Annotated in this window: 18 protein-coding genes; 11 read left to right on the top strand and 7 right to left on the bottom strand. The window is 66.7% G+C overall.

The window, feature by feature from the left end; all coding sequences use genetic code 11:
- Positions 1 to 53 precede the first annotated feature (53 nt).
- Genes OVY01_RS21065 through OVY01_RS21055 form a run of 3 tightly spaced genes read left to right on the top strand, consistent with a single transcriptional unit; the run spans position 54 to position 3,880 of the window.
- Positions 54 to 1,370, top strand: a complete 1,317-nt coding sequence (locus tag OVY01_RS21065; RefSeq protein WP_267849571.1) for an MSMEG_0569 family flavin-dependent oxidoreductase — start codon at positions 54 to 56, stop codon at positions 1,368 to 1,370.
- Positions 1,364 to 1,909, top strand: coding sequence for an MSMEG_0567/Sll0786 family nitrogen starvation N-acetyltransferase (locus OVY01_RS21060; protein WP_267849570.1), 546 nt, complete (start codon positions 1,364 to 1,366; stop codon positions 1,907 to 1,909). The genes OVY01_RS21065 and OVY01_RS21060 overlap by 7 nt, the downstream gene beginning before the upstream one ends.
- A gap of 6 nt (positions 1,910 to 1,915) precedes the next feature.
- Positions 1,916 to 3,880: an AMP-binding protein gene (locus OVY01_RS21055; RefSeq protein ID WP_267849569.1), complete on the top strand. Its 1,965-nt coding sequence runs from the start codon at positions 1,916 to 1,918 to the stop codon at positions 3,878 to 3,880.
- Here OVY01_RS21055 and OVY01_RS21050 read toward each other — a convergent pair.
- A complete protein-coding gene (locus tag OVY01_RS21050; RefSeq protein WP_267849568.1) occupies positions 3,831 to 4,469 on the bottom strand; it encodes a peroxiredoxin in 639 nt (212 codons plus the stop codon). The genes OVY01_RS21055 and OVY01_RS21050 overlap by 50 nt on opposite strands.
- A 350-nt stretch (positions 4,470 to 4,819) precedes the next feature.
- On the opposite strand from OVY01_RS21050, the gene OVY01_RS21045 reads away from it, so the two are divergent.
- Together OVY01_RS21045 and OVY01_RS21040 are read left to right on the top strand one after the other, a co-directional pair.
- Complete coding sequence (locus tag OVY01_RS21045) at positions 4,820 to 4,999, top strand: DUF6726 family protein (protein ID WP_267849567.1); 180 nt, start codon at positions 4,820 to 4,822, stop codon at positions 4,997 to 4,999.
- 8 nt (positions 5,000 to 5,007) lie between these two features.
- Complete coding sequence (locus OVY01_RS21040) at positions 5,008 to 5,736, top strand: flagellar basal body L-ring protein FlgH (RefSeq protein WP_267849566.1); 729 nt, start codon at positions 5,008 to 5,010, stop codon at positions 5,734 to 5,736.
- 55 nt (positions 5,737 to 5,791) lie between these two features.
- Here the strand turns inward: OVY01_RS21040 and OVY01_RS21035 are convergent, their stop codons facing one another.
- The gene (locus tag OVY01_RS21035; RefSeq protein WP_267849565.1) at positions 5,792 to 6,523 is read right to left on the bottom strand and encodes a response regulator; all 732 of its coding nucleotides are present in this window, start codon (positions 6,521 to 6,523) and stop codon (positions 5,792 to 5,794) included.
- A 191-nt stretch (positions 6,524 to 6,714) separates the two neighbouring features.
- On the opposite strand from OVY01_RS21035, the gene OVY01_RS21030 reads away from it, so the two are divergent.
- Both OVY01_RS21030 and OVY01_RS21025 read left to right on the top strand, forming a co-directional pair.
- Positions 6,715 to 7,434, top strand: coding sequence for a response regulator (locus tag OVY01_RS21030; RefSeq protein WP_267849564.1), 720 nt, complete (start codon positions 6,715 to 6,717; stop codon positions 7,432 to 7,434).
- Positions 7,434 to 8,738 (top strand): ATP-binding protein, encoded by a 1,305-nt coding sequence (locus tag OVY01_RS21025; RefSeq protein WP_267849563.1) that lies wholly within the window; start codon positions 7,434 to 7,436, stop codon positions 8,736 to 8,738. The genes OVY01_RS21030 and OVY01_RS21025 overlap by 1 nt, the downstream gene beginning before the upstream one ends.
- An 80-nt stretch (positions 8,739 to 8,818) precedes the next feature.
- Here OVY01_RS21025 and OVY01_RS23200 read toward each other — a convergent pair whose 3' ends face one another.
- Positions 8,819 to 9,742: a hypothetical protein gene (locus tag OVY01_RS23200; RefSeq protein ID WP_349293545.1), complete on the bottom strand. Its 924-nt coding sequence runs from the start codon at positions 9,740 to 9,742 to the stop codon at positions 8,819 to 8,821.
- 164 nt (positions 9,743 to 9,906) lie between these two features.
- Here OVY01_RS23200 and aroQ point away from each other — a divergent pair, with 164 nt between their 5' ends.
- Entirely contained in the window at positions 9,907 to 10,347 is a 441-nt protein-coding gene (gene aroQ, locus OVY01_RS21015) for a type II 3-dehydroquinate dehydratase (protein ID WP_267849562.1), read from the top strand.
- 17 nt (positions 10,348 to 10,364) lie between these two features.
- On the top strand, positions 10,365 to 11,045 hold the full coding sequence (locus OVY01_RS21010; protein ID WP_267849561.1) for a DUF6314 family protein: 681 nt from the start codon (positions 10,365 to 10,367) through the stop codon (positions 11,043 to 11,045).
- Between the two features lie 45 nt (positions 11,046 to 11,090).
- On the opposite strand, the gene OVY01_RS21005 is transcribed toward OVY01_RS21010, so the two are convergent.
- Together OVY01_RS21005 and infA are read right to left on the bottom strand one after the other, a co-directional pair.
- Complete coding sequence (locus OVY01_RS21005) at positions 11,091 to 11,270, bottom strand: hypothetical protein (RefSeq protein ID WP_267849560.1); 180 nt, start codon at positions 11,268 to 11,270, stop codon at positions 11,091 to 11,093.
- A gap of 258 nt (positions 11,271 to 11,528) precedes the next feature.
- Positions 11,529 to 11,798 (bottom strand): translation initiation factor IF-1, encoded by a 270-nt coding sequence (infA, locus tag OVY01_RS21000; RefSeq protein ID WP_267849559.1) that lies wholly within the window; start codon positions 11,796 to 11,798, stop codon positions 11,529 to 11,531.
- A gap of 663 nt (positions 11,799 to 12,461) precedes the next feature.
- On the opposite strand from infA, the gene OVY01_RS20995 reads away from it, so the two are divergent.
- Positions 12,462 to 12,623 carry a hypothetical protein gene (locus OVY01_RS20995; RefSeq protein ID WP_267849558.1) on the top strand — a complete coding sequence of 54 codons (162 nt, stop codon included), beginning with the start codon at positions 12,462 to 12,464 and terminating at the stop codon, positions 12,621 to 12,623.
- Positions 12,624 to 12,708: 85 nt separating this feature from the next.
- Here the strand turns inward: OVY01_RS20995 and OVY01_RS20990 are convergent, their stop codons facing one another.
- Both OVY01_RS20990 and OVY01_RS20985 read right to left on the bottom strand, forming a co-directional pair.
- Positions 12,709 to 12,984: a DUF6723 family protein gene (locus tag OVY01_RS20990; protein WP_267849557.1), complete on the bottom strand. Its 276-nt coding sequence runs from the start codon at positions 12,982 to 12,984 to the stop codon at positions 12,709 to 12,711.
- Between the two features lie 10 nt (positions 12,985 to 12,994).
- Positions 12,995 to 13,279, bottom strand: coding sequence for a hypothetical protein (locus OVY01_RS20985; protein ID WP_267849556.1), 285 nt, complete (start codon positions 13,277 to 13,279; stop codon positions 12,995 to 12,997).
- 535 nt (positions 13,280 to 13,814) lie between these two features.
- On the opposite strand from OVY01_RS20985, the gene OVY01_RS20980 reads away from it, so the two are divergent.
- Positions 13,815 to 14,093, top strand: a 279-nt coding sequence (locus OVY01_RS20980; RefSeq protein WP_267849555.1) for a transposase, incomplete at its 3' end; no start/stop codon positions are given.

Raw genomic sequence — 14,093 nt, 5'->3', positions numbered from 1 at the left:
CGCCCCCGCGTGCGTTCGCGCCCGCGGCCCGCTCTTCTCCGGAACGTATCGTCATGCCGCTTTCCATCGCTGCCGCGTTCGCGCGGCCATCGTACCCGGTTGTCGTCATCGGCGCGGGGCAGGCCGGTCTGTCGATCAGCTATCTGCTCAAGCAGCAGGGCATCGCGCATCTGGTGATCGAACGCCGGCGCGTCGCTTTCGCCTGGCGCGAGCAACGCTGGGACAGTTTCTGCCTGGTGACGCCGAACTGGCAATGCACCTTGCCCGGCTTTCCCTACGATGGCGACGATCCCGAGGGCTTCATGAAGAAAGACGCGATCGTCGACTACCTCGAACGCTACCGGGCGCACTTCGACCCGCCGGTCGTCGAAGGCGTGGCGGTGCGGGAAGTCAGGGCGAACGCCACGGCGCGGGCCGGCCAACCTTGGGCCGGCCAACCGGGGGCTGGCCAGCCCGTGGAAGGCCGTTACATCGTCGACACGTCGCACGGCACGATCGCCACGGACCAGATCGTCGTTGCCACCGGCGGCTATCACCAGGCGATCCTGCCCGCGATGGCGCACGCGCTGCCGGCGTCGATCACGCAGGTGCATGCGATCGATTACCGCAACCCCGCTGCCTTGCCGCCCGGCGCGGTGCTGGTCGTCGGCACCGGGCAATCCGGCTGTCAGCTTGCCGAGGACCTGCATCTCGCCGGGCGCACCGTGCATCTGTGCGTGGGGGATGCGCCGCGTGTCGCGCGGCGTTATCGCGGCAAGGACGTGGTCGCCTGGCTCGATGAAATGGGCTATTACGACCTGCCGGTGGAACGACACCCGCTCGGCACCGGGGTGCGGGACAAAACCAACCACTACGTGACCGGGCGCGACGGCGGGCACGATATCGACCTGCGCCAGTTCGCCCGCGAGGGCATGCGGCTGTACGGCCGCCTGAACGACATCCGCGACGGCGTGGCGCAGTTCGACGCGCGTCTGGCGGAATACCTCGATGGCGCCGACGCCGTTTCCGAGAGCATCAAGACCAGCATCGACGCCTTCATCGCGCAACGCGGCATGGCCGCTCCCGAGGAGGCGCGCTATGTGCCGGTCTGGGAACCCGGCGCACCGGTGCGTGCGCTCGACCTGGCCAACAGCGGCATCACCGCGGTGATCTGGTGCGTGGGTTTTCGCAGCGACTACGACTGGCTGAAACTGCCGATCTTCGACGCGCGCGGCTATCCGCACCATGCGCGCGGCGTGACGCCGGCCACGGGGGTGTATTTCCTCGGTCTGCCCTGGCAGTACAGTTGGGGTTCCGGCCGGTTTTCCGGCGTCGCGCGCGATGCGCGGCATCTGCTCGAGGCGATCGCCGGGACGCCGACATCATGCTGATCGAACCGGTTGCCGATTACATCCACACCGAGTTCCGCGTCAAGTTCGCGCTGGGACAATGGGAGCGCGACCAGGCGTTCCGCCTGCGCCGCAGGGTGTTCTGCGTCGAGCAGCGTTTGTTCGACGATATCGACGGGGCAGGGGACCGGGACGCGATCGACGCGCGCGCGACGCCGATCGTCGCCTTCGCCTGCCTGGCCGGCATGCCCGAGCAGATCGCCGGCACGGTGCGGATCGACGAGCGCGAGCCGGGCGTCTGGCATGGCTCGCGACTGGCGATCCATCCGGCGTTTCGCGGCCACGCGGGGCTTGCCGCGGCCCTGATCCGGCTCGCGGTCACGAGCGCGCATGCGCGCGGCTGCACGCGGTTCCTCGCCCAGGTGCAGAGCCAGAACGCCCGCTTGTTCCGGCGGCTGCACTGGCGCACGCTGAACGAGATCAGCGTGCATGGCCGGCCCCATCACCTGATGCAGGCCGATCTCGCGCACTACCCGCCGTTCGCGCGGGGCGCGGACGGCGTGGTCACGCGCGGGCGATGAACCGCGATGGAACGCACCCTCTATCAGCAATCCATCGACGACCCCGCCGCGTTCTGGGCCGCGGAGGCGACGCGCATCGACTGGCATCGCCCGCCGACGCGCATTCTCGATGCGAGCGATCCGGAAATGCCGCGCTGGTTCGTCGGCGGCGAAACCAATCTCTGTCACAACGCGGTCGACCGGCATCTGGCGACGCGGGCCGCGCAGCCGGCATTGATCCATGTCTGCGGCGCGAGCGGGACCGAGGCGCGTTTTTCGTACCGGCAACTGCACGACGAGGTCAACGCCATGGCCGCGGTGCTGCGCGGGCGCGGCGTGCGGCGCGGCGACACCGTGCTGCTGTACATGCCGGTGATGCCCGAGACGGTGTTCGCGATGCTGGCCTGCGCGCGTCTGGGCGCGATCCACGTGGTGGTGTTCGCGGGCTTCCCGGCCCGGGCGCTGGCCGAGCGGATCGACGACAGCCGGCCGAAGGCGATCGTCACCGCGCAAGCGGGCGCGTCCCAGGAGCGTGACGTCGGCCTCCTGCCGCTGGTCGACGCGGCCCTGCATCTCGCCCGGCATCGGCCGCGCACGGTGCTATACGTCGAGCGGGGCGAGGGCGCACCGTTCCCGGCGCCCGCCTTTTCGCCGTATGGCCCCGAAAGGGCCCGCGTCTGGGGATGCCGCATCGCATGCGTCTGGCTCGACAGCGCGGCGTCGTCGTACATCCTGCACACCTCCGGCACCACCGGCCAGCCGAAGGGCGTCGTGCGCGACACCGGCGGGCATGCGGTGGCACTGGCCGCGTCGCTGCACCATCAGTTCGCGTTGCGCGCCGGCGACACCCTGTTCTCGACCGCGGACCTCGGCTGGGTCGTGGGTCACAGTTATGGCGTCTACGCGCCGCTGATCGGCGGCCTCACCACGGTGCTGTACTCCGGTGCGCCGAACCGGCCCGCGTCCGACATGCTGTGGCGCATCGCCGCCCGCCATCGTGTCAACGCCCTGCTGAGCGCGCCGACGGTCATGCGCGTGCTGCGCCACAGCGGCTGGGCGCTGTCGCGGCGGCACGATCTGTCGGCGCTGCGCGCGCTGTTTCTGGCTGGCGAGCCGCTCGACGCCGGCAGCGCGGCGCAGCTCGAGGCGGCGCTCGGCAAACCGGTCGTCGATCACTATTGGCAGACCGAGACCGGTTCGCCGATCGTGGCCGGTGCGGCGCCTGGCGGCGTTCCGCTGCCGCGCGCGCGTGCCCGTGCGGGCCTGCCCGCCGCGGGCTTTCGGCTCGAGGTGGTCGACGCGGACAGCGGCGAGCGTTGCGCGCCCGGCAGGCGCGGGGTGGTCGCCCTGGGCGCGCCGCTCCCGCCGGGCTGCCTGAAGGGACTGTGGGGCGACGCTGCGACGGGCGAGCGGTTGCGCGCCCGGTACTGGTCCGCGTTCCCGGGCTGCCGGCGCTATTCGACCGCCGACTGGGGCATCGCCGACGCCGACGGCCGCGTCAGCCTGCTGGGCCGCTGCGACGATACGCTCAATGTCGCCGGCCAGCGGCTCGGCACGCGGGAAATAGAGGAGGTGTTGCGGGCCGATCCCGACATCGCCGACGTCGCGGTGGTCGGGATCGCCGACGCCCTGCGGGGCCAGGTGCCGGTGGCGTTCATCGTGCGGGAGGGAGCCGCGGAGCGCGGCGGGGGAGGCCGGGGCGACGGGCGCGAAGGGGGCGACGGGGGCGACGCAGGTCCCGAGTGCGACGAACGGGTGCTGGCCGCGCGTTTGAGCGCGCGCGTGGTGGCTGCGCTCGGCAAGGCCGCGCGGCCGCGCCGGCTGATCTTCGTCGACGCCTTTCCTCGTACCCGTTCGGGCAAGGTATTGAGGCGGCTCATGCAGGGGCAAATCGGGCAGGGGCAAATCGGGCAGGAGCAGGTCCCCGCCCCTGCCGATGCCGCTACTTGTTCGGCTGCGGCGTCAGACGCAGATAAGGGCGTTCGGCGGTGAAGCCCTTGGGGAATTTCTGCTGCAGTTCGGCCTCGTCCTTGATCGATGTCGGAATGATGACATCGTCGCCGTCCCGCCAGTTGCCGGGCGTCGCCACGCTGTAGCCGTCGGTGAGCTGCAGCGCATCGATGACCCGCAGGATCTCGTCGAAATTGCGGCCGGTGCTCATCGGATAGGTCATCGACAGGCGCACCTTCTTTTTCGGGTCGATGATGAAGACCGTGCGCACCGTCGCGCTGCTCGACTGGTTCGGGTGGATCATCTCGTACAGCGTCGCGACCTTGCGGTCGTGATCGGCGAGGATCGGAAAACCCACCACGGTCTTTTGCGTGTCCTCGATATCCTTGATCCAGTCCACATGCGACTGCGCCGCGTCCACCGACAGCGCGATCGCCTTGACGTGGCGTTTGTCCAGTTCCGGTTTCAGCTTCGCCGTCAGACCCAGTTCCGTCGTGCACACGGGGGTGAAATCCGCCGGATGCGAGAACAGCAGGACCCACGAATCGCCCGCCCATTCGTGAAAGCGAATTTTGCCGATCGACGAATCCTGCTCGAAATCGGGGGCGGTATCGCCAAGAAAGATGGTCATGTCGGATTCCTTTGTCTGATGAACGAAGGGTTCCCCGGATCACATCGCCGCGACGCGGGAATGCGCGGGAAACTCGCCTGGGCGCCGCGTCGAAACACGGTTCGCAAAGCAGGATCGATAATCCTAGCAGATCGGATGGGCCGAAGCGGAGCGAGCAATTCGAATAAGTATTGCCGCGCGGGGACTGAGGGGATGAAAGAATTGGTAAGGATTTACGAAATCGACGTGATCCTTGTCTGATTCTCAGCGTCGAAAACAGGCATCATGCGATGCTGGTACGCAGACATCGATGCACCGGTATGGGAGTCTGCAGGCTTTGGCCCTCTCGTCGTCCTTTCGGCTCGAATCTCATGAACACAGTTTTGCGTTTTGGCGTCTGGATCGCCGCTGCCGGCGTCTTCCAGCTGGTCGGCGGCTGCGGCGTCGCCGCCCTGCCTTGCCGTCTGACTTCCGCAACCCTGAAAATCGTGCCGTTGGTGGGCCACGCGGCGGCGGTGCCGTTCGACGCCTGCTCGGCCGCGATCGACTGAGCGGGGATATGCGCTCCCCGATCCCTTTCCCCGCGTCGACGCGCTCGCGCCTGGCGTTGGCGCGCGCCGCGCGGCGGCTGAGCTGGACGGTGCTGGCCGGGGCAGGCCTGCTCGCCGGCTGTTCCAGTTCGAAGCCCGAGACCATCGTCAAGGTGCCGACCTATCCGCCGTTGATGGACCCGCAGACGGCAATGAACCAGTCGGGCGGCATCTACCAGACGGGCACCTCCATCGCGTTTTTCGAGACCCGGCGCGCCCGGCATGTCGGCGACATCCTGACGGTGAAATTGCAGGAAGCCCTCGTCACGGCGAACACCGCGACGACCGATGCGAGCCGCGCGAGCGATATCAGCGCGAAAGCCGCGGACCAGACCACCGGCACGGCCCAGCGTCTGGCGCGGCTGTTCAACGTCGGTTCGGCGGATACGTCGTTCAAGGGCAAGGCCAACGTCACCGGCAACGATTCGCTGACCGGCACCCTCACGGTGTCCGTGATCTCGACCCTGCCCAGCGGCAATCTGATGGTCGCCGGCGACAAGATGATCGCCACCAACAACGTCAACACCAAGATGCGTTTCTCCGGCATCGTCAATCCGATCGATATCGATCCGACCAACACCGTCGCGTCGAACCGGATCGCGAACGCGCGCATCGAAGAGACGGGTGCCGGTGTGCTGAGCGACGCGACGTCGCTGGGCTGGTTGCAGCGGCTGTTCCTGAACGTGCTGACCTTCTGATGCCGCCGCGGCCGCGGGCCGCCCGGTGGCCGCCCGCGCACCGTGCGGCCGCCGTTCAGCCGTCCAGGTGTTCGGCGGCGCCAAGCTCGCGGTCGGGCACGAAAATATATCCCTTGCCCCATACGGTCTGGATATAGCTGGGTTCCGACGGGTCGCTTTCGATGACCCGGCGCAGCCGCCAGATCGAGACGTCCAGGTTACGATCGCGCGCGCCATCCGACTGCCCGTGCAGCAGTTCGCTGAGGCGCGCGCGCTTCATGACCGTCATCGCATTGCGCACGAACACCTGCAGCGTCGCGAATTCGCTTTCGCACAACGGCAGGCGCTCGCCGTCACGGCGCAGTTCGCGCGCGGCGAAGTCGACTTCGAAGGGGCCGAAACGGTAAGGCGGCCGGCTTTCCGGCACGCCGGGGTTGATCGCCATGCGCCGGCGCAGGATCGTGCGGATGCGCGCGGCGAGTTCCTCGGGATCGAATGGCTTGGGCAGATAGTCGTCGGCGCCCAATTCCAGGCCGATGATGCGATCGATCACGTCGGAGCGCGCGCTCAGGAAAATGACCGGAATGTCGTCTCCGGATGCCCGCAGCTCGCGCAAGGCCGTGATACCGTCCATGTCGGGCATCATCACGTCGAGCACGACGATGGCCGGCCGCTCCATCTCCAGGCGCCGGCGCAATCCCAGCCCATGATGTAGCACCGAGACCGCGAACCCGTGTTTCTGCAGATATTCGCGAACCAGATCGCGGACGACCGCGTCATCATCGACGATAAGGACATGAGTGTTCATTCGCAGAATTCTAAAGGCACGCCGAAAGGTTTTGCGAAAGGTTTTCTTGCGGAGTCTTTCGCTGTGCGATGCCGGTGGCTGGTGTCCCGCCTTGTATTATATTGCCGGAGGGGAGACGCGCGTAAGGCCGCGTAATACTGCGGCATGCATGCCACGTTCCCGCGAAGGTCGAGCGCCCTTAAACTTTGGCCATGGAAACTTCCGTTCTGATTGTCGATGACGATCCCGCCGTGCGGGAACTGCTCGCGCGTTATCTGTCGCCGCGCGGCTATCACGTCTCCGCCCTGGAGGAGGGCGTCAGCCTGCGCGAGCGGCTGGCGCGCGACCGGCCGTCGCTGGTCGTACTCGACGTCATGATGCCCGGCGTCGACGGCCTGCGCATGCTGGCCGAGCTGCGCAGCGTCGGCGACGACATCCCGGTCATCATGGTGACGGCCCTGGGCAGCGTGAAGGACCGGGTGGCCGGTCTGGAGATGGGTGCCGACGACTATATCGTCAAGCCCTTCGAGCCGCGCGAGTTGATGGCGCGCATCGATACCGTGCTGCGGCGCGAAGCGTCGGGTGTGGCCGCGCCACCCGCGTCGGCCGAGGGTGGCGAAGTCTTCGATTTTGGCCGTTTCCGGTTCGACAGCATGACGCGCCGTCTGCTGTGCGAAGGCAAGCCGTTGCCCCTGCGCGACAGCGAGTTGGCATTGCTGAACGTCTTCGTCCGTCATCCATACCGCGTATTGGGCCGCGAATACCTGCATCACCTGTTGCGCGGCGAGTCGATAAGCTTTCGCGACCGGGGTTTCGACGTGCCGATCTGGCGGCTGCGCCGGGTCGTCGAGGACGATCCGTCCAATCCGCGGCACGTCCAGACCGTGCGCGGCAAGGGCTATGTGTTCGTACCGAACATCGATATCTCCTGATGTGGCTGCCGTCCATCCGCGGGCGTCCGCTCGATACCGTGTTCGGGCGCATGGCGGTTTTCGCGACGCTGGTGCTGTTTGCCGTGCAGGCGGCGTGGTTCACGGTGCTGACCATCCAGCGGCCGCGTCACGAGGGCGACGGCTATGCGCGCGGCCTGCTGCTGGTGTTGCAGACCGTGCACGACAACGCCGGCAACGGCATCCGGCTGCCCCCCGCGCTCAAGGTACGGCTGGTGCCGGGGACGGACGGGCACGTGCTGGGCGGGCCGGACGCCGGAGACATGACGCGCTTGATCGCGCGCCTGCGCGACGGCCTGCCGCCCGGCAGCCTGGTGAGCGTGGAAAGAAAAGACGATGTCCTGCACCTCTGGGTGCGCTATCCCGGCGTGGGCAACTGGATTGTCATGCCGCTCAATGCGCCGCCGCCGCCGCCGATCCTGATCGAAGCGGTCGCCATGCTCGTCGCCGCAGTGGTGCTGTCGCTGGGCGCCGCCTGGCAGATGCAGCGGCCGATGGCCGAGGTCGCGCAACTGGCCAGGCGTTTTGGCGGCGGCGAGCGGCCGGCCGCGATGGCGGAGAAGGGCCCGTTCGAGGTGCGCGAGCTGATCCATGCGGTCAATCAGATGATGCGGCGTATCGGCGAGAGCGAAGACGAAAAGTCATTGATGCTCGCCGGCATCGCGCATGACCTGAAGGCGCCGCTGACCCGCCTGAAGCTGCGCGCCAGCGTGCTCGACGACGCGGACAGCGAGCACTTCAGCCGCGATATCGACTCCCTCACGCACATCGTCCAGCAGTTTCTCGAATTTGCCGGTTCGGAACCCGCCGATGGCCCGCGAGTCACTGTCGACACCTTCCTGGCCCGGCAGTTCACGATACCGGAAAACGGCGAGCAGCCGCTTTTCATCCATGCGCTCGAGGCGGGTGCGCGGTTCGAATTGCCGCGTACGGTACTCGACAGGCTGGCGACCAACCTGGTCGACAACGCGCTCGAGCATGGCGAGCCGCCTGTGGAAATCCGCACCTATTGGCGCGGCGGCGACGCCGTGATGGAAGTTCGCGACCACGGCCCGGGCATTCCGGAAGCGTTGATCGAGGAGGCCAGCAAGCCGTTCGCGCGTCTGGATTCGGCGCGTAGCGGCGATGGGCATTGCGGGCTGGGGCTGGCGATCGTCGCGCGGCTGGCCCGCAAGACACAGGGACATTGCGAGATATCGAACGCGCCGGGCGGCGGCTTGTCGGTGCGCATCGTCATCCCCGTCGAAGCGCGTCCCGGCGCGATCCACGGCAGCCCGGCGACGTGAGGGGAGGGCGGCGGGCCCGCGCGTGATGTTCGCCAGGTCCGTTCCCCGGCACGGTGGCGTGAGCGCGGGCGTTTCGCCGTTCAGGGCGATCCGGCCGCGGTGTTCGCGCTGCCGTACGACGCGTTCGCGCGCGGCCGCGTGCCGGGGTTCAGTGGCCCGCTCGCGGGCGCATTCGCTCCGCCGCCGTACGTCCCGGTGCCAGACAGATCGGGCGGCGGCGGCAGCGCGCCCGGCAGGGACGTCGACGTCACGTGGGTCGGCATGTCGTCCACCGGCGTCACGAAAGCGGGGCCGGTTGCCGGTATCACATAGCCCGAGGTGCTCGGCTCGGGTGCCAGCGGCGGCACCGATGCCAATTGCGCCGACGGACCGACGACCATCTTTCGAATCAGGCTGGTGAGTTTGTTCGACGTCGCCGCAAAGCGGTCGACCGCGAGACCCTCGGTCTGGTAATGGGCGACGACCAGATCGTTGCCATGCACCAGGCGCAGGTCGATCGCCGAGAGGTAGCGGGTGTATTCGTCGCTGAAGGAGCGGTGACCCCAGTCGAGGGTCGCCTGATAGCTCAGGCGCGCCGGGCAGTCGGGCGGGGCGGTGCCGACGTTGTAGACGGTGGAATCGACGCCGAGCCGCCCCAGGGCGACGCGCATGGCCGGCACCAGATCCTCGACCGCCACGGTGTTGTTGAGCTCGATGCAGACCCGATTCGCCTGAATCGGGCGGCCGGTGACGTACGTCGGCGAAGAATACGACGAGGCGACGCTGAAACCCGCCTGCGTGACGGAGCCGACGGCGTCCGCGGCCGAGATCAGCGTCCAGGCGCAGCCCGGCAGCGCGAGCGTGGCGGCCAGCAACGCGAACAGTGCGATGCCCTGAGCGGGCGGTGTCGGAGAGGGCGGTGTCGGAGAGGGCGCCGCGCTGCGTTCCGGCAGGCCGTCGGCGCGCTTCGGCCAGCGGGCCGGACGACGGGCGAGGGTAGCGAAGCAGGCCGGGATGAGGCGCATGGCGGGTCGGCGTCCAGGACGAACGCGAGGCAAAGGGAGAATAGCGATGATCGCCGATCGTGCCTTTTGTAAAATGCCGAGCAACTTGCGCACTTCGCCAATCCTTACCAAATCTTTCCGTTTGGCCGCGCGGTACAATCCGTCGCACCTTCACCGATGCCATCATGAAAAAAATCTTCGTTTTCAACGGTCCGAATCTCAATCTGCTGGGTCGGCGCGAGCCCGCCGTGTACGGGCATGAAACGCTCGACGACCTCGAACGGCGGTGTCGCGACGAGGGTGCACGGCTGGGTGTGGAGGTCGATTGCCGGCAATCGAACCACGAGGGACAGCTCGTGGACTGGCTCCACGAGGCTGGGCAGGCGGTCCGAGCGGGCAGCGCGCTGGGCGTCGTGCTGAACGCCGCCGCCTACACGCATACGTCGGTCGCGCTGCACGATGCGATCAAGGGCGCGGCAGTGCCGGTGATCGAGCTGCATTTGTCTAACGTGCATGCGCGCGAGGCGTTTCGCCACCATTCGTATATCGCACCGGCCGCACGCGGCTGCATCGTCGGGCTGGGCATCAAGGGCTATCTGCTCGCGATCCAGGCATTGCTGGACTGAACGTGGAGTGCGGGAACATGACGGCGATCGATCGCGCAAGCATGGAAGAGGAGACGGAAGCGAAAACGGAAGCGGCGGCGGCAGTGCGGCGCTGCTTCGAACGGCTCGAAGGTCCGTGGCGGCTCGATCGGCGCATCCTGGACCGGCCGCGGGATATTCCGTGGGGAGCGGAATGTGACGCCGGATGTGAAGCCGGCCCTGGCGTGGCCGCTGCCACCGCCCCTGAATCCGCAAGCCGCCTCGCCGACATGCCTGCGATGCGCGCGCGTCTGCGCGGCGCGGCGCGGTTCCAGCGCCTGGACGGCGATACGCTGGCCTACACCGAGGAAGGGATGCTTGAGTTGGCGAGCGGCGTCCGCGTGCGCGCGGTGCGCCGTTACGTTTACCGATTGGCGGGAAGCGCGGTGCAGGTCGAATTCGCCGACGGCCCGGATAGAGGGCGTCGGTATCTGCGATTCGAGATCATGACCGAGGGGGAGCCGGATGCGCGTCGCGGCCGCGCGGGCCGCCCCGACTGGCAGGGGGTGGACCAGCATCTGTGTGGGCGCGACCTCTATCGGGCCGCCTACCGTTTTCATGGTTTCGGCGGTGCCGGTGCCGCACGCCGTATCGTCCAGCGGACCACTGTGGAGGGTCCGCGCAAGGCCTATGCGATCGTCACGCTGCTGCGCGCACCGGGTGACCCCATCGACGCGTGAGGGACGCGTCCCAGGCGACGCGCGCCGTCTGGAGCGAACGTCGCGTCAGTGTTCCTCGGCGTGTGCTCGTCCCTTCAGCGGTATGGCCTTGTAACGCCATTTGCCGGCGGTGTTGTCGAGCGTCAGGTCCTGCTGACGACGCACTTCGGCCCGGGCATCGTCCGCCACGGCATATTCGCTGCGACGATCGGACGGGACGCGACTGGGGCTGCGCTGGTAGGCCATAAGAACTCCTGTGAATGTCGTCGGCACGGGATTCGTGACGGGACGACGCACTGCATGAACGCGGTGGCGGAACGGTCGGGGACCCTGCCGCTGCCGGCTGCCCCGGCCAGTGCGGGGGCACGGGACCGAGGGTATTGCGTGTGACAGGCTTATGGGGTGCCGCCCGGCGCGACCCATGTCGCGACGGTCCGGATGGCACCGGCCACCACGCGCGCGGCCTTCCAGCGGAGCGGCCGCCGCGCAAGCGGCGAACGCGGATCAGCGGCGTCGACGCACCGGGGGACGCGCGCCGCCGGTCGGAGCGTTGCTGTCCTTGTGCCGGAAATTGATACGGCCCTTCGTCAGGTCGTACACCGACAGTTCGATCGTCACGCGGTCGCCCGCGAGGATCCGGATATGGTGCTTGCGCACGCGACCCGACGCATAGCAGCCAACTACCGCGCCGTTGTCGAGGGTGACGCGAAACCGGCTATCGGGGAGGACTTCCTCGACAAGACCGTCTACTTCGATGAGTTCTTCTTTTGCCATTGAGAGCGCCGAAAAATGAGTGGGAACAGTATGTCACTGCTTCGGTAATCGCGGCTATCGCCACCCTGCGCCGTTCCGGTCGGGAACGTATCGGACAGGACGTCGACAGCAAATCGCTGTACTGCGCGTCGTGGTGCGCGAGGGAGACCGGTGATTGACCGGCGGCCGACAGCCGGATGGCCGACGCTAAACGACGGAAAAACGACGGAAAAACGCCAAACGGGGCAGTCTGCTGACCGCCCGAAAAGAATACGCATGCCAAAGAGACGTCGCCGAAGGCGACCTGCCGGCTCCGGCGAAACAGCCCACGTGTGCCGGGCGCCATTCTGGCGCGGCTGCAGGTCAGAGAGTGAGGATGCTGCGCGGCGTCATGCCGCGGCATGCAAAGACAGATCGTCGACCGGAGGCGGCGCGACAGGAGATAAGAAAGCTTCTTGATCGCTATGTCCCATGCACTTACGCGTATAAGCGCGTTTATGATGCACCCATATTGCCCGGTTGGCTAGCGAAATCTTCGCGCCTCGGGCGCCGCGGCGCTTTTTTCGCGGGGCTGGGCCCATACGCCCTTGCAAGGTGTCGCGAAAAAGCATTGCGCGCAGGAGCACAAGAAGGCATCATTCTTCTTAATGATAATGATTCTCATTTGGAAAAAGGAGAAAAGCCATGCGTTCCAGCATCAATACGGACAGGGACGGCACTTCGTCGATGCGGCGTGCGTTCATGGCAGTGCTCGCCGTGTCGCTCACGCAGGGTGGATGGGGCGCCGCGGCGGGGAGCAAGTGGAACACCCTGCCACGGCATTCGACCCTGAAAACCGGTAACTGACGCAGCGCCGGTTTTTCCTGCGCGGGAGTGCGTCATGCCGCGTTTTCCGGTCGACCCTCCCGCGCCGTACGACGCGGCCCGTCGTTTATTCGGGGACGGCGATGTCGCCGTCGACCAGCTGCCAACCATACGCGTCGGCGAATTCTTTCGCTTCTGCGGGTTCGACGAACAACGGCATGTCCGCGCAGCCCTGGAACGGATAGATGACACGTTTGTCGCTGACCCGGACCACTTTGAGCGTGGGCACGGTGCCGCTCGACGTACGACGTGAGGACGCGGTGACGAGGTAGTTGTCGCGGGCGGGGTTCTTCCCTGTGGAGAGCATATCGTTGACGCCGTTCGGCGGGCTCGAGCTGTTCATGAACGCTGCCCTACAGACCGCTGACCGATTGCCCGGCGATCTTTCCATCGATCACCTGTTCGGCAAAGAGTGTCGACGCGCGACGCGCATCGCCCGCATCGGGAAACGGCGCGGCCGCGACGACGCGGAAGACCTTGCTGCCGGTCTGCACATCCTGGCTGTCGCGCTTGCAGATTTTCACCGAGGCGTCGAAGCCGGTCGAGTGCGAGCGCGAGCCATCCGGGCGACGGGGAACATGCGAATAGATCAGCGGGTAAATGTCGAATCCGCGGTAGCTTCTGATGGTGTCGTTCATGGTGTTTCGTCCTGATGCTTCTGCGTGTCGAGGCGGCAGGTGCCGCGTCGACCTTCTGCGTTATCGCCGTCCGGCCTTGCCTGGAAGCGGGATATCGGGGAGAGGGGTGCTGATTGGAATGCCGGGTCTGAAATCGACAACCCAGTCTAACACGCTGTTGCCGGCGCTGCGCAATGTTGATGCCAGGGACGTTTCGATGTCGGAAAGTTCGTGACCGCGAGGCATGGCTGATCCGCCGCGATAGGCGATGCATGTCGCAATGCGCCAGCCAGGCGCCATCGGAAAAGCCGCTTATGCAGGAAAAGAAATGCGGTGCGACGATCGGCGACGGTATCGCGCTGACATGAGGAAAAGTGGGGAATGAACGGGGGAATGAAAACAGAAGGGCGGACGCGGAGCGTAAAGCGAAGCATGCCGCGACGAGTATGTCGCGGCGCGTTCGTTGCGGGATCACACGGTTTCCGGATTCCGGTGCGGGGACTGTCATAAATTTTGTGTGCGGGGCTAACATATCGAAAAAGGACGATGTACAGCCATGGCACGCAAACCGAAGACACCGCCGCGGAAATTGCCCGCGATTCCCCAGGAGCTGATCGACCAGTTTGTAAAAGGCCCGATGACGGCCGAAGCCGTCCAGGATGCCGCGATGGCGTTCAAGAAGGCGCTGATCGAGCGGGCCCTGGGCGCTGAGATGGGCCACCACCTCGGTTACGCCACCGGCACGGAACGCCCGCCCGAGACCACGAACCAGCGCAACGGCCGCAGCGCCAAGACCGTGCTCACGGACGATGGCCCGTTGGCGTTGCAGATTCCG

The sequence above is a fragment of the Robbsia betulipollinis genome (genome assembly GCF_026624755.1).
GTDB classification, from domain to species: Bacteria; Pseudomonadota; Gammaproteobacteria; order Burkholderiales; family Burkholderiaceae; genus Robbsia; species Robbsia betulipollinis.
Note: the sequence above shows the minus strand (reverse complement) of the source record. Positions and strands in the feature narration are given on the sequence as shown.